Raw genomic sequence first — 17,561 nt, 5'->3', positions numbered from 1 at the left:
AGCTCGGCCGGCGCCACGTCCCAGCCCTGCGCTAGTTCTCCCAGGCCGCCGCCCGCGCCGCTGTTAGTCCCCTTATCCTGCTACAATCACCCCCTCGTTCCATCGCGATGACCTGACTGACCATGACCGTAATCCCCGATCCGGCCCTGCGGGCAAAAGAGCTGCGTGAACTGATCGACCAGCATAACTACAGCTACTATGTGCTCGACGAGCCGACAGTACCCGACGCGGAATACGATCGGTTGTTCCACGAATTGCGCGCGCTGGAAGAAACCAATCCAGACATCATCACCCCGGACTCGCCCACGCAGCGGGTCGGCGGCATGGCCTCGTCGGCCTTCGGCCAGGTACGTCATGACGTACCCATGCTCAGCCTGGGCAACGCCTTTGCCGAAAGCGACATGCGCGATTTCGACCGTCGGGTGCGCCGTTCCCTGGATTTGCCGGAGGGTGATCTGCTGGCCGAGGGCGCCCGCGTCGCCTATTGCTGCGAGCCGAAGCTGGATGGCCTGGCCATCAGCCTGCTCTATGAAAATGGCGTGCTGACCCGGGGCGCCACCCGGGGCGACGGTACTACCGGCGAGGACATCACGGCAAACGTGCGTACCGTGCGCAATATTCCACTGAAGCTGCGGGGCGAAGGCTGGCCATCGTTGCTGGAGGTGCGCGGCGAGGTCTACATGACCAAGGCCGGGTTCGAGCGTCTGAACGAAAGCGCGCGCGAGACCGGCGGCAAGACCTTTGCCAACCCGCGCAATGCCGCCGCGGGGTCGCTACGCCAACTCGATTCGAACATTACCGCCCAGCGTCCGCTGGAGTTCTGCTGCTACGGCATCGGCCGCTTCGAAGGCGAGCTGCCCGACACCCAGGTGGGCATCCTGCACCGATTGCGGGACTGGGGTCTGTTGATCAGCCGCGAACTCAAGCTGGTCGAGGGCATCGATGGCTGCCTGGACTATTACCGGGATATCGGTGAGCGGCGCAATAGCCTGCCCTACGAAATCGATGGGGTGGTATTCAAGGTCAACGACCTGGGCTGGCAGCGGGAGCTGGGTTTTCGCTCCCGCGAGCCGCGCTGGGCGATCGCCCACAAGTTTCCCGCCAGTGAAGAGATGACCGAGCTGCTGGATGTGGAGTTCCAGGTGGGCCGCACCGGGGCGGTAACGCCCGTGGCTCGCCTGCGCCCGGTGCAGGTAGCCGGTGTGACCGTATCGAATGCAACCCTGCACAATATGGACGAGGTCCAGCGGCTGGGGGTGATGATCGGTGATACGGTGATCATCCGCCGCGCTGGCGACGTCATCCCCCAGGTGATGCAGGTGGTGGTCGACATGCGCCCGGCCGATGCCCGGCCGGTACATGTGCCTGAACACTGCCCGGTATGCGGATCGGCAGTCGAGCGCACCCAACTGATCAAGCGCGGCCGCGGCAAGCAGACCGTGACCGAGGGCGCGGTCTATCGCTGCGTGGGTCGACTGGCCTGCAAGGCCCAGTTGAAACAGGCGATTATCCATTTTGTTTCCCGTCGGGCGTTTGATATTGATGGCCTGGGGGAGAAGATCGTCGAGCAACTGATCGAGCGGGATCTGATCAACTCGCCCGCGGATCTGTTCGCGCTCACCTATGAGCAGGTCATTGCGTTGGAAGGTTTTGCCGAGGTATCCACCAACAACCTGCTGCTGGCGATCCAGCAGAGCAAGCAGGTGAGCCTGGCCCGCTTCGTCTATGCGCTGGGCATCCCCGATGTCGGTGAGGAAACCGCCAAACTGCTGGCCCGGGCGCTGGGTAGTCTCGAGCGTATCAGCCAGGCGCGGGCCGAGGTGTTGCGGTTTCTGCCGGAGATCGGGGCTGAGGTTGCCCATGAGATCACCGCCTTCTTCGAGGATGAGCATAACCGCACGGTGATCCGTCAGTTGCTGGAGCGGGGGGTGCAGCTCCATGATGAGGCCGGAGTGGCCGCGGACTTTGCCGCCAGCGTCCAGCTGGGTGAGTTTCTCGCGCGACTGGAAATTCCCTCGGTCGCCAGCACCAGTGCCCAGCGCCTGGCCGAGCATTTTGGCAGCCTGCCGAAACTTATCGAGGCGGACTGGCTGGATCTCAAGCAGGTGGCGCGGCTGAACGAAAAGGCCATCAAAAGCCTGCGTGACTATTTTGCCGACCCCGAACAACGCCAGCGGGTGCTGGAGATCGAGCAACAACTGCGCGACTTCGGCATGCACTGGGAGAGCCCCCGGGCGCAGGGTGCCGACCTGCCCCTGGCGGGCCAGACCTGGGTGTTGACCGGGACCCTGGAGACCTTCTCGCGGGATGTGGCCAAGGATCACCTCGAGAGCCTCGGTGCCAAGGTGGCGGGCAGTGTCTCGGCCAAGACCCACTGTGTGGTGGCCGGGCCGGGCGCCGGCAGCAAGTTGGCCAAGGCCGAGCAGCTGGGCGTGGCCGTGCTGGACGAAGCCGGTCTGCTGGAGCTGCTTGGCCGCCACGGCATCCAGCCATGAAGCAACATCGCATCATCCTGGCGCCGATGGAGGGGCTGGTCGACGCGCCGCTGCGGGATATCCTGACGCGTATCGGTGGCATTGATCGCTGTGTCAGCGAATTCATCCGGGTTACCGAGGGGCCGCTGAATATCGGCAGCATTCGCCGCATCGTGCCCGAAAGCTTGCATGGCTGGTGCACGGCCGCTGGGGTGCCGGTACACCCGCAGCTGCTCGGCTCGGACCCCGACTGGCTGGGGCACAATGCCGCACTGCTGGCGGACATGGGCGCACCGGCGGTGGACCTGAACTTCGGCTGTCCGGCCAAGACCGTTAACCGTCACCGCGGTGGCGCCACCTTGCTCAAAGAGCCGGATACGCTGTACCAGATCGTCGCGGCTGTCCGGGCGGCGTTACCCGCTGGGGTTCCGGTGACCGCCAAGATGCGCCTGGGTTACAGCGATACCAGCCAGACCCTGGAATGTGCCGACGCGCTGGCCGCGGCGGGCGCCGCGGAGATCGCGGTCCATGCCCGCACCAAGACCGACGGCTACAAACCCCCGGCGCACTGGGAATGGCTCGCGCGGGTGCGGACCGCGGTCAGCGTGCCGGTGATTGCCAACGGCGACGTGACCAGCGTGGCGGATTATCAGCGTATCCGTGAGGTCAGCGGCTGCGAGCAGGTGATGATAGGCCGCGGCCTGGTGGCCTGGCCTGATCTGGGGCAGGGCATCCGCGCCGCCGATCAGGCAGCGGTGGCCGCCTGCATGGGCTGGGATGAGCTGCAACCCTGGCTGATCGATTTCTATCGCCAGGTGCGTCAGCGTACTGCCGATCGTCACGCCCCTGGCCGCCTCAAGCAGTGGCTGGGATTTCTCGCCCGGCATTATCCTGAGGCGCAACTGCTGTTCGATCAGGTAAGGCGCCAGACCTGCGCAGAGTATCTGGAGAACCTTCTCGCGTCGGGGCTTCCTGAAGCGGCCTGACTGACATCTTTTGATGCGGCCATTGCTCCAGGTGATAGTTCCGCATCTTGTTCGTTGATGGTGTGTTTTCGAAATCGACTTTCGCACTGCGAACTTGGTAGTCTTCGATGGAGGTTCATTGATGCTGCGGAGTAGTCAGTGCTGAACAATAATAGTTATCCCTCGACACCGCGGGCCTGGTTCACGGTCTCGATTCTGCTGATGGCCTATGTGCTGTCCTTCATTGATCGTCAGATACTCAACCTGCTGGTGGGCCCCATTCGCGCCGACCTGGGCATTTCGGATACCCAGATGAGCCTGCTCATGGGCTTGTCCTTCGCCATCTTCTATACCATCGCCGGTATCCCGCTGGGCCGAGTAGCCGACAGCCGCAGCCGCCGCGGGTTGATCGCCGGGGGGATCCTGTTCTGGAGCCTGATGACCGCCGCGTGCGGTCTGGCCAAGCAGTACTGGCAGTTCGTCGTCTTCCGCATCGGCGTGGGGGCGGGCGAAGCGGCCTTGTCGCCGGCAGCCTATTCGCTGATGGCCGACAGCTTTCCGCCGGAGAAACGGGCCACCGCGATCAGCGTCTATTCCATGGGTATCTATCTGGGCGCCGGCATGGCGTTCCTGCTTGGCGGGATCGTGATCACCTGGGCCAATGCCCAGGGGCCGACGGTACTGCCGTTCTTTGGCGAAGTGCGGCCGTGGCAGTTGATCTTCCTGGTGCTGGGTGCGGCAGGGGTACTGTTCTCCCTGGTGCTGCTAGCTATCAAGGAGCCTTCACGCAAGGGCGTGGGGGCCGGTGTTGCCGTGCCGCTGAAGGAAGTGGGCACCTACCTGCTGAGCATCCGCAAGGCGGTGATCTGCCACAACTTCGGCTTTGCCTGCCTGTCCTTTGCGTCCTACGGGGCGTCGGCGTGGATTCCGACTTTCTTTATCCGCACCCATGGACTGACCGCCGGTGAGGTTGGCATCTATTACGGTTCGCTGGTGATGGTCGCCGGCTCGCTGGGTATCGTGTTCGGGGGCCGCCTGTCGGACTACCTGGCGCGCCGCGGGTACAAGGATGCGAATATGCGGGTTGGCCTGCTGTCGGCGATCCTGACGTTGTTCTGCAACGTGGTCTTCCTGATCGATAACATGACCTTGTTGTGGATCATCATGTTCTTCAATGTCTTCACCGTGGCCATGCCGTTCGGCGTGGCGCCGGCGGCGATCCAGGAAGTGATGCCCAACGCGATGCGCGGGCAGGCGTCAGCTATCTACCTGTTCGTCATCACCCTGATTGGCCTGGGCATCGGCCCGACCGCGGTGGCCATGGTGACTGACTACGTTTTCCAGGATGACCAAGCCATCCGTTATTCGATTTTCTGGGTTGCCAGCATCATTACCATTGGCGCCGTCGTGCTGTTGTGGATGGGCATCAAGCCCTACCGCGAGGCACGCGTGACATTGGCCGAATGGGGCGCCCGACAGGAACAGACGGCCTGATCCGTCGTCGACTTGAGCGCCTGCGGGCGCAGTGTTTGAAAACAGGAGCTTAACCATGACTGATGCAGTAATCGTATCCACGGCCCGTACCGGCCTGGGCAAATCCTACCGCGGTGCACTGAATGACACCCACAGTGTCGATCTGGCCGGCTTCGTCATCGAAGAAGCGGTAAAGCGTGCCGGCATCGATCCTGCGCTGGTTGAAGACGTGATCCTCGGCGCCACCTTCCACGAAGGTGCCCAGGGCAAGAATATGGCGCGTCTGGCAGCCATTCGCGGCGGCCTGCCGGTAACCACCGCCGGTATGTCCCTCAACCGTTTCTGCAGCTCCGGCCTGCAGTCCATCGCCATCGCCGCCCAGCGTGTGGTCAGCGAGAAGATCCCGGCTATCGTTGCCGGTGGCGTTGAATCCATCAGCCTGTGCCAGAACGACAAGATCAACATGTTCCGCGGCACCAACGAGTGGATCAAGCAGAACAAGCCCGAGCTGTACCTGTCCATGATCGAAACCGCTGATATCGTGGCTGCCCGCTACAACGTCAGCCGTGAAGCCCAGGACGAGTATTCCCTGATCAGCCAGCAGCGCGTAGCGGCAGGCCAGGAGTCCGGTAAGTTCGACGACGAGATCGTGCCGTTCACCACCACCATGAAAGTGCAGAACAAGGAAACCGGTGAGGTCTCCGATCAGCAGGTCACCCTGACCCGCGACGAGTGCAACCGTCCGCAGACCACCCTGGAAGGCCTGGCCTCGTTGAACCCGGTGCGTGGCCCCGAGCACTTCGTGACCGCCGGTAACGCCAGCCAGCTGTCCGACGGCGCCTCCGTGTGCACCGTGATGAACAGCAAGGTTGCCGAGCAGCTGAACATCGAGCCCATGGGTATCTTCCGTGGCTTCGCCGTTGCCGGTTGCGAGCCGGATGAAATGGGCATCGGCCCGGTATTCGCCATCCCGCGTCTGCTCGAGCGCAACGGTCTGAAGATGGACGACATCGGCCTGTGGGAACTGAACGAAGCCTTCGCTTCCCAGGTTGTCTACTGCCGCGACCGTCTGGGCATCCCGATGGAAAACCTCAACGTCAACGGCGGCTCCATCGCTATCGGTCACCCCTACGGTGTTACCGGTTCGCGTCTGACCGGTCATGCATTGATCGAAGGCAAGCGCCGCGGCGTGAAGTACGTGGTGGTAACCATGTGCATCGGCGGTGGCCAGGGCGCAGCCGGTCTGTTCGAGATCGTCTGACCGTAGCTGCAAGCTGTCAGCGGTGAGCAACAAGCAGAACCCGGGCCCGCGCTCGGGTTTTGCTTTTGGGGCTTGCCTTTGTTCTTCCTACAGCTTGAAGCTTGCCGCTTGAAGCTGCTTTTCGAGGAATTTGCCATGCAGAAGATCATTAACACTGACGATCTCGCTTTTCTGCTGTACGAACTGCTGGACGTCGAGCGCTTTACCGAATTCCCCCGCTATGCCGATCACAGTCGCGACACCTTCGACGCGGCGATCGAGTTGGCGCTGAAAGTCGGCGCGGAAACCTTCGCGCCGCATAACCATCTCTGCGATGGTGACGAGCCCCGTTTCGAGAATGGCAAGGTCGTCATTCGTCCCGAAGTCTCCGAGGCGCTGGCAGTCCTGCGCGATACCGGGCTGATGGCCGCCGCGCAGGATTACGAGCGCGGTGGCATGCAGCTGCCCTCGGTCATTGCCCAGACCTGCATCGGCCTGATCAAGGGTGCCAACGTCAGCACCCAGGCCTACGCCGGGCTGACCATTGCTGCCTGCAACCTGATCATGGCCCACGGCAGCGAGGAGTATAAGCGACGCTTCGCCGAGCCGATGATGGCCGGGCGGTTCTTCGGCACCATGTGCCTGACCGAACCCCAAGCCGGCTCGTCGCTGGCGGATATCAAGACCCGCGCGGTGCCGGCCGGTGATGGCAGCTACCGCATCAGCGGCAACAAGATCTTCATTTCCGCCGGTGACCACGAGCTGAGCGAGAATATAGTGCACCTGGTACTGGCCAAGTTGCCGGACGCGCCGCCGGGCGTGAAGGGCATCTCCCTGTTTATCGTGCCCAAGTTCATGGTCAACGACGATGGCAGCCTGGGCGAGCGCAACGACGTGACCCTGGCTGGCCTGATCCACAAGATGGGTTATCGCGGCACCACCTCGACCATGCTCAACTTCGGCGAGCAGGGCGGGGCAGTGGGTTACCTGGTCGGCGAGCCGCACCAGGGCCTGGCGCAGATGTTCCACATGATGAACGAGGCGCGCATCGGTGTCGGCCTGGGGTCGGTGATGCTCGGCTATACTGGTTACCTGCATGCGCTGGAATACGCCCGCGAGCGCCGCCAGGGCCGTCCGCTCAAGGAGCGCGACCCGCAGACGCCGATGATCCCGCTGATCCAGCATGCGGATATCCGCCGCATGCTGCTGGCCCAGAAATCCTTTGTCGAAGGTGGCCTGGCGCTTTGCCTGTACGCTGCGACCTTGTCCGATCAGAAGAAATATGCCGAAGACGCCCAGGTGCGCGAGGAATCCTCCGGACTGCTGGATCTGCTGATCCCGGTGGTCAAGTCCTGGCCATCGCAGTTCTGTGTGGAGGCCAACAGCCTGGCGATTCAGGTCCACGGCGGCTACGGCTACACCCGGGAATACCCGGTGGAGCAGTTCTACCGCGACAACCGCCTGAACCCGATCCATGAGGGCACCCACGGTATCCAGGGGCAGGATCTGTTGGGCCGCAAGGTCGCCATGCACGAAGGGCGCTTCTACCAGGCGCTGGTGCGGCAGATCCGCAGCACCCTGGAGGAATGCGCGGGCCATGCGCGACTGGCAACCGCTACCCTGCTGGCGCAGGCATTGGATACGCTGGAGCAGGTTACCGAGTCGCTGCAGGCAATACGCCGGGAAGATCCCGAACGGGCCCTGGCCAACGCCTATCTGTACCTGGAGTGTTTCGGCCATGTGGTCGTTGGCTGGATGTGGCTGCGCCAGGCCCAGACCGCGCTGCGCGGGTTGGAACAGGGCGGTCCGCGTACGGCGGCCTTCTACGAGGGTAAGTTGCGCGCCTGCGACTACTTCCTGCGTTACGAGCTGCCCAAGCCCCTGGCCCTGGCCAAGGTGCTGGGCGAAGGTGATCGTTCGACGCTGGAAATGCCGGACGAGAGCTTCTAGAGGGCCAGCCTGGCCCAAACAGGTCTCCCACAGTGCTGGACCGGCATTGTGGGCGGCCCATCCTCCGAGGTCTTCCTACCGGGTGGACGCCAGCCGCCGCTCCAGGTCAATCAACTTCTCCTTGCGATCCACCCCCCACCGGTAGCCCGAAATGCCGCCGTCGCTGCGTAGCACCCGATGGCAGGGTACGACAATGGCCAGCGGGTTGGCGGCGCAGGCGCCGGCTACGGCGCGTACTGCTGCCGGCTTGCCCAGCCGTGTGGCTAGCTCGGTATAACTGATGGTCTGCCCGGCCGGCACCCTGGCCAGTTCGGCCCATACCTGCTGCTGAAACTCGCTGCCGTAGGCAGTGAGCGGGCGTTCCAGCCGCAGCTCACCCACCGGATGGTCGAGATAGGCCCGCAGGGCCTGCATATCCGTAGCCAGGGTCGCATCATCCTGGGTGAGGTTGGCGCGGGGGAAGCGGCGCTGCAGATCGGCTACCAGCAGCTCGGGATCGTCGCCCAGCAGGATCGCGCAGATCCCGTTATCACAGGCAGCGAGCAGGAGGCCGCCGAGCTCGCAGCGGTCGATACTATAGAGCAGATGGAGTGGATGGCGGCGCATGGCAGGCTCCTGGAACGGGGTGCCAGGCCATCTTATTACTGCAAGCGGTGATTGGGAAATGGGGCCGGACGAGGAGCAAGCCTCGCCGGCACCGAGAGATCAGATCCCCAGCTGTTTCGCCATGTCGGCGGTATCGATCTGCCAATCAGCGGCGATATCCCGCTCCAGTCGCAGCGGCGACATGCTGATCAGTCCCTCGCGCAGCGCGCTCACATCGCTTTCCGGTGCGTCGACCCGGTCGGTCTGGCGCTGAAAGCCCATCCAGTAGTAGGGGATGTCCCGGGTATCCCGGCGTGCTTCGATATTCACGCCGCCGATGCTGCCGCGGCGGGGCCGGCAGATGGCGATACCCTTGACCTGCTTGGGCGTCATCGCCGGGAAGTTGATATTCATCGCGCAGTCTTCCGGCCAGCCGCGCTCCAGAAGCTGACGTACCACGGCGGGACCGAACTGCCGGGCGGTATCCCAATGGGCCGGGACGCCACGGTGGTAGGCCTGGCTCAGGGCGATCGCCGGGATGTTGAGCAGGGTGGCCGTCAGCGCCCCGCCGATGGTGCCGGAAAAGGCCACCGAGTCGCTGAAGTTGGCCCCATGATTGACGCCCGACAGCACCAGGTCCGGCGGCTCGGGCATCAACTCGGAGACGCCGAGCAGCACGCAGTCGCTGGGCGTTCCGCTGATGCTGAAGCGGCGCTCTCCGAAGGTGTGCAAACGCAAGGGGTGATGCAGGGTCACCGACATGGACACGCCGCTCTGATCCAGGTCAGGCGAGACGATCCACACCTCTTCGGCGATCTGCGCGGCAATTTCCTCCATGACCTTGAGACCGGGACCTCGCCAGCCATCGTCGTTGGTGAGCAGGACGCGTTTGATAGGTTTGGACATGGAATTACCTTTTGGAATTATCGGGGGACGGTTATCGAGTTGTTATCTCGATATGCAGCGGGCCGGGATACACGGCTGGCTCCGCGAGGGGCCATGCATGAACCACGGCCTGCCTGGGACTGTCGCACTTGCTCGATGAGCGGAACCAGCCGGTGATTCCTACGCTGCCGGCTGGCTTTGGTACGAGCTGGTGCCCGACATTCCCAGGTGTCACGCCTCTATTTGCGCTGGGCAATTTCCCAGCCGGTGTCGGCCAGCAGGCTGGCCCGCTTGCCCACTTCGAGCGCGTCGGCGTTACTGGCGTTGCCCTGCAGTGCCCGGTGGTAGACACCCTGCACAATCGCCGCCAGGCGGAACAACGAGAAGGCCACGAAGAAGTTCCAGTTGGGGATTTCCGTGCGCCCGGTGAACTCGCAGTACCAATCCAGCACCTGCTGTTCTTCCGGCACATTGTAGTCCTTGAGGTTCACCCCCTTCAGCCCACGCATTCCTTCGATGCCAGTGCTCTGGTGATAGGGCAGGCAGCAATAGGCCAGGTCGGACAGCGGGTGGCCCAGCGTGGCGAGTTCCCAGTCGAGGATGGCAACGACTTCAGGGCGTTCCGGATGCAGGATCAGGTTGCCGATGCGGAAGTCGCCATGGGCAATGGTGGTGACATCATCCTGCGGCGCGTTTTCCGGCAGCCAGGCCATGAGGGCATCCATGGACGGCATGTCGCCGGTGCGGCTGGCTTCGAACTGGCCACTCCAGCGTTTGATCTGACGGGGTACGTAGCCTTCGTGCTTGCCGTAGCTTTCCAGCCCGACGGCCTTCCAGTCGACCTGGTGCAGCTTGGCCATGGTCTCGATCATCGAGCGGTGAATCGGCATGCGCTGCTCGATATCCACCTTCTCCAGCAGCGGGTGGGAATGCACCCGACCGGCCACGTGGTCCATGATGTAGAAGGGTGTGCCTATGACCTCCGGGTCCTCGCACAGCAGGCGAGCCTTGGGAACCGGCACGCCAGTGTCGCCCAGGGCGCTGATGACCTGGTATTCGCGTTCGATCATATGCGCCGAAGGCAACAGCTTGCCCGGCGGCTTCTTGCGCAGCACGTAGCGGTTTTCGCCAATGCTTAGCAGGAAAGTGGGGTTGGACTGCCCACCCTGGAACTGTTGAATGGTCATGCCGTGCTCGGCGCCCGGTATGCGTCCTTGCAGGTAGGCCGCCAGTTTCGTCTCATCGAAACGGTGGGCCGACAATACATCGATCAGGGTGGCTTCGCTCATGTAGAAGATCCGTAGTGTCTGGGTTCTGATGGGTATCAAGCGTGCCACCCCGGCGGCAGGAATGCCAGTGGGGCGACAGCGGACTGGATGGCTCAGGTAATGGTGTCGCCACCGTCGGCGACGATGGTCTGCCCGGTTACATAGGCGCCGGCCGAGGAGGCCAGGAACAGCGCGACGCCGGCGATATCCACCGGCTCACCTACCCGGCGCAGCGGCAGCGACTGCTCGACCCGGGTGAGACGATCGGGATCGTCCAGCAGGGCCTGGGCAAAGTCGGTCCGGATCAGGCCGGGGGCGATGGCATTGACGCGGATGTTCTGCGGACCCCATTCCAGCGCCAGGTTGCGGGCCAGGCCGGCTTCGGCGGCCTTGGACATGCCGTACACACCGATATTGGCACTGGCGCGGATACCGGCGATGCTCGACAGCAGCACAATGGAGCCGCCGCCCAGGCGGGTCATCTGCGGAATGACCATGTTGCACAGCCAGAAGGTGCCCTTGACGTTGGTCCCCATGATCTTGTCGAAGGCTTCGTCACTGACCTCCGCCGTGGGGCCGTACACCGGGTTGGTAGCGGCGTTGCATACCAGGATGTCGATCTTGCCCCAGGTGTTGATGGTGGTATCGACCAGGTTCTGCAGTTGCGCCTTGTCGCCCACGTGACAGGGCACAGCCAGCGCTTCGAAGCCCTGGGCCTGCAGCTCACCGGCGACCTTTTCGCAGGCATCGGCCTTGCGGCTGGAGATGACCACGCGGGCCCCGGCCTTGGCGAATTCCTCGGCGATCGACTTGCCGATGCCCTTGGTCGAGCCGGTAATGACAGCGACCTTGCCGGTCAGGTCAAAAAGAGTGCTCATGGGCAGCTCCTTGTGAAGATGTATGGAGGTTTGCGAGTCGCGCCGCCCGCCAGCTGATGAAGCGTGCAGAGCGGCGCCCCGCCGCGAAGGCGCCCGGTGGGCGCCTAACCGCGAGGACTAATTACAGATACTGACCCATTTCCAGCTTGGCGATGGTGTTCAGGTGAACCTCATCCGGGCCGTCGGCCAGACGCAGGGTACGCGCCTTGGCATAGGCGGAGGCGAGGAAGGAATCCTGGCACACGCCCTTGGCGCCGTGGATCTGGATGGCGCGATCGATGACGTTGCACAGCATGGTCGGTGCTACGGCCTTGATCATGGCGATCTGCTGGCGGGCAACCTTGTTGCCATGCTGGTCCATGCTGCGGGCTGCATGCAGGGTCAACAGACGGGCCTGGTCGATCTCGCAGCGGGAGCGGGCGATCATTTCCGGCACGCTACCCAGTCGGTACATCGGTTTGCCAAAGGCAACCCGCTCGGCGGCGCGGCGGCACATGGCTTCCAGTGCCCGCTCAGCCTGACCGATGGCGCGCATGCAGTGGTGGATGCGGCCTGGCCCGAGGCGACCCTGGGCAATCTCGAAGCCGCGGCCTTCACCCAGCAGGATATTCGACACCGGTACGCGGACATTCTCGTAGCGGATTTCAGCATGGCCATGGGGCGCGTGGTCGTAGCCGAACACATGCAGGTCACGGACGATGGTAACGCCCGGAGCATCCAGGGGGACCAGAATCATGCTCTGCTGCAGGTGCTTGGCTGCATTCGGATCGGTCTTGCCCATCACGATGGCGATCTTGCAATGCTCGTTCATGGCTCCGGAGGACCACCACTTGGTGCCGTTGATCACGTACTCATCGCCTTCGCGGCGGATCTCGCACTCGATGTTGGTGGCGTCGGAGGAGGCGACATCGGGTTCGGTCATGGAGAAGCAGGAGCGGATCTCGCCCGCCAGCAGCGGCTTCAGCCACTTCTCTTTCTGCTCTTCGTTACCGTAACGCTCGATGGTTTCCATGTTGCCGGTATCCGGCGCGTTGCAGTTGAACACTTCACCGGCGAAGGATACGCGGCCCATGATCTCGCACAGGTGGGCATATTCTTCGTTGCTCAGGCCTGCGCCCCGCTCGGAGTGGGGCAGGAACAGGTTCCACAGACCCTGGGCTTTTGCTTTCTGCTTCAACTCCTCCAGAATGGCCGGGTGGGACCACTTGTTCTGCTTGACCTGTTCATAGAACAGCGCTTCGTTGGGGTAGATGTGCTCGTCCATGAAGGCTTCGAGTTGTTGTTTCAGTTCCTGAATACGCGGGCTGAGATCGAACATAATGGATCCTTGGGCAGTCGGAGTAGATTGAACCACAGCATATGTAGTTGGTTGAGGCTGACCTTATAGAGGGAGCGTCAGCCCGAAAAGCATGTCCCACCGCTGGAATGGGGATGCATAAGCAAGTCTGATAGACCGGCGGTACGCCCGTTGGAGATTTCACCACGGAGGTCAGGATGTTGAAGAGTTTCATCGGCGGGACACTATTGATTGCCGCCGGACTGGTTTACGCACAAACCACTGCGCCGCCCTCGGCGGTACCGCCCCGGTTAGCCCCGGAGCAGCAGGAGTCGATCCGCAAGGCGGTGGGTAGTCCGGTCCGGAGCATCTCCAATGTCATGCGCGATGCGGGGCGCAATCCCGAGCAGACCTTGGCGTTCTTCGCGGTGGAGCCCCAGCACACCGTGATCGAGATCTGGCCCGGTGCGGGCTGGTACACCGAAATCCTGGCGCCGCTGCTGCGGGAAGAGGGGCGCTATATTGCGGCGCATTTTGATCCGAACAGCCCGGTCGAGTTCTTCCGCACCTCCCTGGCGCAATACCAGGAAAAGCTGGCAGATGATCCCGAGGTGTACGATCGGGTCGAGCTTCAGGTCCTCAACTACGACCCGGACACGCCGATCGCCCCGCCGGGCTCGGCGGATCGGGTGCTGACCTTCCGCAACGTCCATAACTGGTTGAGCCAGGGGCGGGAAGAGACGGCCGTGGTATTTGCCAAGATGTATGCCGCGCTCAAGCCAGGGGGGCTGCTGGGGCTGGTTGAACATCGGGCGCGCATCGGCACCGATCTGGAGACCATGATCCGTTCCGGCTATGTCACCGAAGAGCTGGTGATCGAGCTGGCGCAGGAGGCAGGGTTCGAGCTGTTGTCCCGTAGCCCGGTCAACCAGAACCCCCAGGACACCACGCAGCATCCCGAAGGTGTCTGGACGTTGCCACCCACGCTGCGCCTGGGGGACGGGAACCGGGCGCAGTACCTCGCCATTGGCGAAAGCGATCGCATGACCCTGCTGTTCAGTAAGCCGGAATGACCGGTGGGGCCGCTGGGCCTGGCGAGCGGGCTCGCCGGGTCGTCAGCGGCCGGAAGAGGATTCCGCTACCTGCTGGCGGAAGCTTGTCGGGCTCATGTTGGTCCAGCGGCGGAAGGCTCGGGTAAAGCTGCTCGGATCCAGAAAGCCCAGCTCGTAGGCGATGCTGGTTAGCGATAGCTGCCCCTCGCCGATCATGCGCATGGCGGTTTCCCGCCGCACCTCGTCGACCAACTGCTCGTAGGAGGTGCCCTCCTGGCTCAGCTTGCGCCGCAGATGGCGCGCGCTGATGTTCAGCGGGCAGGCAATGCGTTCCAGTGAGATGTCCCCGGACCCCAGCAACAACTGCACCCGCCGCTTCACCTGCTCGACCAGGTCGTGGGCGGGCAGGCTGGCGATCATGTCCTGCAGGGTCTCCGTCAGCCGAGTGGCGATGAAGGGGTCGGCGCTCGCCAGCGGTCGGTCCAGTAGGGCGGCCGGCATGGCCAGGCCATATTGCTCGCTGATCTCGACCTGGTCGCAACCCAGCAGACGCTGGCACAGCGGGAGGTCTTCGGTCCGCTGGAGAAAAGCACGCTTGAACAGCCCGTCCTGGGCGTCATCAAGCTGGCGCAACAGGCGGCCCAGGTAGCCGAGCAGCGCTTGCAGCTGTTGGGGATGGGGGGCGCCGACTGGAATCAGCAACAGCCGCGACTCGTCGGCGTCGCGCTCCAGTTCCAGGCGTATCTGGGTGGTAACAATAGGGAAAAAACGAACCAGTTGGCTAAGCGCAGCGACACCTGTATTGCAGGCGCTGACTGACAGGCTGAGCAGATTGAGAGCAGTGGGAGTAAAGATCCGCTGAAGCCGCAGACCGAACAGGTCGTCATCCGCGAGGCGGGTGGCTTCGGCCCAGACGAGATTGCAGTTGGCTTGCTCGATGAAGGCGGGAGCGGGCCGGTTGCCATTGGTCAGGTTATACGCCAGACTCGATTGCCCCAGCGCTACACCATAATGCCCCAGGGCCCGGTCGATCACCGATACCCAGAAACCATGTTCGCGAACGCGTGGTCTTGATTGTTCCTTCAAGCTTCCCGGCATACTGCTCCTTCTAATGCATGGGGCATGAACACATCAATAATCTGTCTCACTGATGTTAAGCTACAACGGCAGTGCTCGCCAGTTGTCACTTGGAACCATGTTTCGCATGGCGAAATGGGCGGCGAGATAACATGGCCAAGTGCTACGGGGCGATCGCCTGTTTGGGTGAGGATAGGATTGGGCTCCCGTTCCGTGGGCGTGGGTTTGCTACCAATCCTCCTTCCTATGAGGAAATGACAGCAGATCCTTTATCCAGAGCCGTATTTCTATCAAACATTCGCCTGCCGTGCAAACTTGCGACATCGCGACGACGGAGGAATGTCAAGCTGGTTTCAAATGACTGATTGGTCAGATTTGTTTGATGAATGGCCGTCAGGGACAAATGATTTGGCCATTTGGGGCAGGTTCTTTTTGTAGTGCTCGTGACAGACTCGGTGGCGTCCTGAACGTGTCTCTTTGATACACAGGTTCATGTCACCCAAACGGAGCAGCACAATGACAAAAAAAATGCATGCTTGGTCGCTCGCGGCCTTGCCCCTGGCTATCGGATTGGCCAGTTTTTCAGGTTCTGCAAACGCAGTCAGTTTCAACATCGGGGAAGTCGAAGCTCAGCTGGATTCGCAGCTGTCGATCGGGGCGAGCATGTCTACCGCTGGGCGGGACAAGCGTCTGTACTTTCTGCGCAGTGAAGGCGGTGAAGCTGCGGCACGTACTTCCGATGATGGTCGCCTGAACTACGACAAAGGCGATGTCTTCTCCAAGATCTTCAAAGGCTCCCACGACCTCGAGCTGCGCTACGGTGATTCGGGTGCCTTCTTCCGTGGCAACTACTGGTACGACTTTGAAACCAAGGATGGCCACCAGGAATTCTACGACATCAGCGATTCCGGCCGCCACCCGCTGCAGAAAGGTGCTGGTATCCAGTTGCTGGACGCTTTCGTCTACCACAACTACTCCATTGGCCAGAACCCCGGTAACGTCCGGTTGGGTCGCCAGGTGGTCAGCTGGGGTGAGGGCGTCTTCATCCAGAACGGCATCAACGCCATCAACCCCATCGATGCTTCCGCTTTCCGCCGTCCCGGCGCCGAGCTGAAGGAAGGTCTGCTGCCGGTCGAGATGCTCTACATCTCCCAGGGTCTGACCGAGAACCTGAGTATGGAAGCCTTCTACCAGCTCAAGTGGCACGGCACTGTTGCGGATAACTGCGGTACGTTCTTCTCGACTACTGACGTGGCGGCGCGTGGGTGTAATGATCGTCTGGTATACACAGGTGAGGACTACCCCCATGGTGACCCACGGCTGAATCAAGGGGGCATGGATACAGCTACCTATATTGTTCGTAGCCGCAAGGATAAAGAGGCTAGCGACAGCGGCCAGTTTGGTGTTGCGTTCCGTTGGTTCGCTCCAGCGCTGAACAACACCGAGTTTGGTTTTTACGCTATGAACTACCATAGCCGTAACCCCTTCTACTCCAACGTTCGCGGCGATTTTGCTGTTAATGCTGGTACTGCAGCCGCGTTGGCTCAGGCAGCTGCAGCTGCTGGACAAGCCGGTGATCTGGCTCTCGCTCAACAGCTGGCCCAGCGGGCTCAAGCGGCAGCAGCCGCAGCTGAGGCCGGAATCGTGCCGGGCTATGACGGTAGCCGAGGCGCAGCAGGCTATTTCTTTGAGCATCCCGAAGACATCCGGCTGTACGGTGTGAGCTTCGGCACCGATATCGGTGGCATGTCGGTTGCTGGCGAGTTGAGCTACCGTCCCAACATGCCAATTCAAATCAATACCGGTGATCTGAGTGCCGCGGCGTTGAACACTGGTTATGACGATAGCCATCGGGACTACGATGCGTGGGATCCGTCCACAGGTGTCATTCAAGGATACGAGCGCAAGGAATTTTGGCAGGCTTCTGTTAGCGCGGTGCACTTTATTGACCGGGTAATGGGTGCTAGCCGTTTGGCGCTAATCGGTGAGGTAGGTGCCAACTACATCAGTGGCATCGGTAGTGGCAATGGGGAAACCAAGTTCGGTCGCGATTCATTGTTCGGCCAGAGCCCTGACGCCAATGGCGACTGCCGCTCCAACAATCCAGATAACCCACACGGCGCGAGCTGGTGCGAAAACAACGGCTTCTTCACCGACTTCTCCTGGGGCTATCGTCTGCGGGCGTCGCTGGATTATGCCAACGTGATCGCCGGTATCAACCTGAGCCCGAACATCGCCTGGTCCCATGACGTTGAGGGTTACAGCCCCAACTTCAATGAGAACGCTAAGTCGGTCAGCCTGGGTCTAAATGCCGATTACGCCAACAAGTACAACGCCAGCATCAGCTACACCAACTTCTTTGATGGCAAGTACAACACCCTGGTCGACCGCGACTTCGCCGCCGTCAGCTTCGGCGTAAGCTTCTAAGGTTTGGAGAA

Annotated in this window: 13 protein-coding genes; 7 read left to right on the top strand and 6 right to left on the bottom strand. The window is 62.1% G+C overall.

Going from position 1 to position 17,561, the window contains the following annotated elements:
* The first annotated feature begins 122 nt into the window (after positions 1-122).
* The 5 genes from ligA (at position 123) to VG99_RS02340 (ending at position 8,102) form a co-directional block, all read left to right on the top strand.
* A complete protein-coding gene (gene ligA, locus VG99_RS02360) occupies positions 123-2,495 on the top strand; it encodes an NAD-dependent DNA ligase LigA (RefSeq protein WP_044498147.1) in 2,373 nt (790 codons plus the stop codon).
* Positions 2,492-3,460 carry a tRNA dihydrouridine synthase gene (locus VG99_RS02355; protein ID WP_044498146.1) on the top strand — a complete coding sequence of 323 codons (969 nt, stop codon included), beginning with the start codon at positions 2,492-2,494 and terminating at the stop codon, positions 3,458-3,460. The genes ligA and VG99_RS02355 overlap by 4 nt, the downstream gene beginning before the upstream one ends.
* A gap of 138 nt (positions 3,461-3,598) precedes the next feature.
* The gene (locus VG99_RS02350) at positions 3,599-4,933 is read left to right on the top strand and encodes a spinster family MFS transporter (RefSeq protein ID WP_044498145.1); all 1,335 of its coding nucleotides are present in this window, start codon (positions 3,599-3,601) and stop codon (positions 4,931-4,933) included.
* 55 nt (positions 4,934-4,988) lie between these two features.
* Positions 4,989-6,173: an acetyl-CoA C-acyltransferase gene (locus tag VG99_RS02345; RefSeq protein WP_044498144.1), complete on the top strand. Its 1,185-nt coding sequence runs from the start codon at positions 4,989-4,991 to the stop codon at positions 6,171-6,173.
* A 135-nt stretch (positions 6,174-6,308) separates the two neighbouring features.
* Positions 6,309-8,102 (top strand): acyl-CoA dehydrogenase, encoded by a 1,794-nt coding sequence (locus VG99_RS02340; protein WP_044501380.1) that lies wholly within the window; start codon positions 6,309-6,311, stop codon positions 8,100-8,102.
* A gap of 75 nt (positions 8,103-8,177) precedes the next feature.
* On the opposite strand, the gene VG99_RS02335 is transcribed toward VG99_RS02340, so the two are convergent.
* The 5 genes from VG99_RS02335 to VG99_RS02315 form a co-directional block, all read right to left on the bottom strand.
* On the bottom strand, positions 8,178-8,708 hold the full coding sequence (locus tag VG99_RS02335; protein ID WP_052508666.1) for a methylated-DNA--[protein]-cysteine S-methyltransferase: 531 nt from the start codon (positions 8,706-8,708) through the stop codon (positions 8,178-8,180).
* Between the two features lie 99 nt (positions 8,709-8,807).
* Positions 8,808-9,593, bottom strand: coding sequence for a 5'/3'-nucleotidase SurE (gene surE, locus VG99_RS02330; protein ID WP_044498143.1), 786 nt, complete (start codon positions 9,591-9,593; stop codon positions 8,808-8,810).
* A 218-nt stretch (positions 9,594-9,811) separates the two neighbouring features.
* Positions 9,812-10,861: a phosphotransferase gene (locus tag VG99_RS02325; RefSeq protein ID WP_044498142.1), complete on the bottom strand. Its 1,050-nt coding sequence runs from the start codon at positions 10,859-10,861 to the stop codon at positions 9,812-9,814.
* A gap of 92 nt (positions 10,862-10,953) precedes the next feature.
* The gene (locus VG99_RS02320) at positions 10,954-11,718 is read right to left on the bottom strand and encodes an SDR family NAD(P)-dependent oxidoreductase (protein WP_044498141.1); all 765 of its coding nucleotides are present in this window, start codon (positions 11,716-11,718) and stop codon (positions 10,954-10,956) included.
* A 121-nt stretch (positions 11,719-11,839) separates the two neighbouring features.
* Complete coding sequence (locus VG99_RS02315) at positions 11,840-13,036, bottom strand: acyl-CoA dehydrogenase family protein (RefSeq protein WP_044498140.1); 1,197 nt, start codon at positions 13,034-13,036, stop codon at positions 11,840-11,842.
* A 176-nt stretch (positions 13,037-13,212) separates the two neighbouring features.
* On the opposite strand from VG99_RS02315, the gene VG99_RS02310 reads away from it, so the two are divergent.
* Positions 13,213-14,067: a class I SAM-dependent methyltransferase gene (locus tag VG99_RS02310; RefSeq protein ID WP_044498139.1), complete on the top strand. Its 855-nt coding sequence runs from the start codon at positions 13,213-13,215 to the stop codon at positions 14,065-14,067.
* Between the two features lie 42 nt (positions 14,068-14,109).
* Here the strand turns inward: VG99_RS02310 and VG99_RS02305 are convergent, their stop codons facing one another.
* Complete coding sequence (locus VG99_RS02305) at positions 14,110-15,144, bottom strand: AraC family transcriptional regulator (RefSeq protein WP_044498138.1); 1,035 nt, start codon at positions 15,142-15,144, stop codon at positions 14,110-14,112.
* Positions 15,145-15,639: 495 nt separating this feature from the next.
* Here VG99_RS02305 and VG99_RS02300 point away from each other — a divergent pair, with 495 nt between their 5' ends.
* Positions 15,640-17,550: a DUF1302 domain-containing protein gene (locus VG99_RS02300; protein WP_044498137.1), complete on the top strand. Its 1,911-nt coding sequence runs from the start codon at positions 15,640-15,642 to the stop codon at positions 17,548-17,550.
* Positions 17,551-17,561: the final 11 nt, after the last annotated feature.

Source organism: Pseudomonas saudimassiliensis, from assembly GCF_000939975.1.
In the GTDB taxonomy this organism is placed as follows: Bacteria; Pseudomonadota; Gammaproteobacteria; order Pseudomonadales; family Pseudomonadaceae; genus Halopseudomonas; species Halopseudomonas saudimassiliensis.
This window is presented reverse-complemented; position numbering and strand designations above follow the sequence as displayed.

Excerpts from the sequence above, each read along its gene's own strand:
- VG99_RS02325 (WP_044498142.1), bottom strand. The coding sequence starts at position 10,861 with ATGAGCGAAGCCACCCTGATCGATGTATTGTCGGCCCACCGTTTCGAT.
- VG99_RS02315 (WP_044498140.1), bottom strand. The coding sequence starts at position 13,036 with ATGTTCGATCTCAGCCCGCGTATTCAGGAACTGAAACAACAACTCGAA.
- VG99_RS02310 (WP_044498139.1), top strand. The coding sequence starts at position 13,213 with ATGTTGAAGAGTTTCATCGGCGGGACACTATTGATTGCCGCCGGACTG.
- VG99_RS02320 (WP_044498141.1), bottom strand. The coding sequence starts at position 11,718 with ATGAGCACTCTTTTTGACCTGACCGGCAAGGTCGCTGTCATTACCGGC.
- VG99_RS02300 (WP_044498137.1), top strand. The coding sequence starts at position 15,640 with ATGACAAAAAAAATGCATGCTTGGTCGCTCGCGGCCTTGCCCCTGGCT.
- VG99_RS02340 (WP_044501380.1), top strand. The coding sequence starts at position 6,309 with ATGCAGAAGATCATTAACACTGACGATCTCGCTTTTCTGCTGTACGAA.
- surE (WP_044498143.1), bottom strand. The coding sequence starts at position 9,593 with ATGTCCAAACCTATCAAACGCGTCCTGCTCACCAACGACGATGGCTGG.
- VG99_RS02335 (WP_052508666.1), bottom strand. The coding sequence starts at position 8,708 with ATGCGCCGCCATCCACTCCATCTGCTCTATAGTATCGACCGCTGCGAG.
- VG99_RS02345 (WP_044498144.1), top strand. The coding sequence starts at position 4,989 with ATGACTGATGCAGTAATCGTATCCACGGCCCGTACCGGCCTGGGCAAA.
- VG99_RS02305 (WP_044498138.1), bottom strand. The coding sequence starts at position 15,144 with ATGCCGGGAAGCTTGAAGGAACAATCAAGACCACGCGTTCGCGAACAT.
- VG99_RS02355 (WP_044498146.1), top strand. The coding sequence starts at position 2,492 with ATGAAGCAACATCGCATCATCCTGGCGCCGATGGAGGGGCTGGTCGAC.
- ligA (WP_044498147.1), top strand. The coding sequence starts at position 123 with ATGACCGTAATCCCCGATCCGGCCCTGCGGGCAAAAGAGCTGCGTGAA.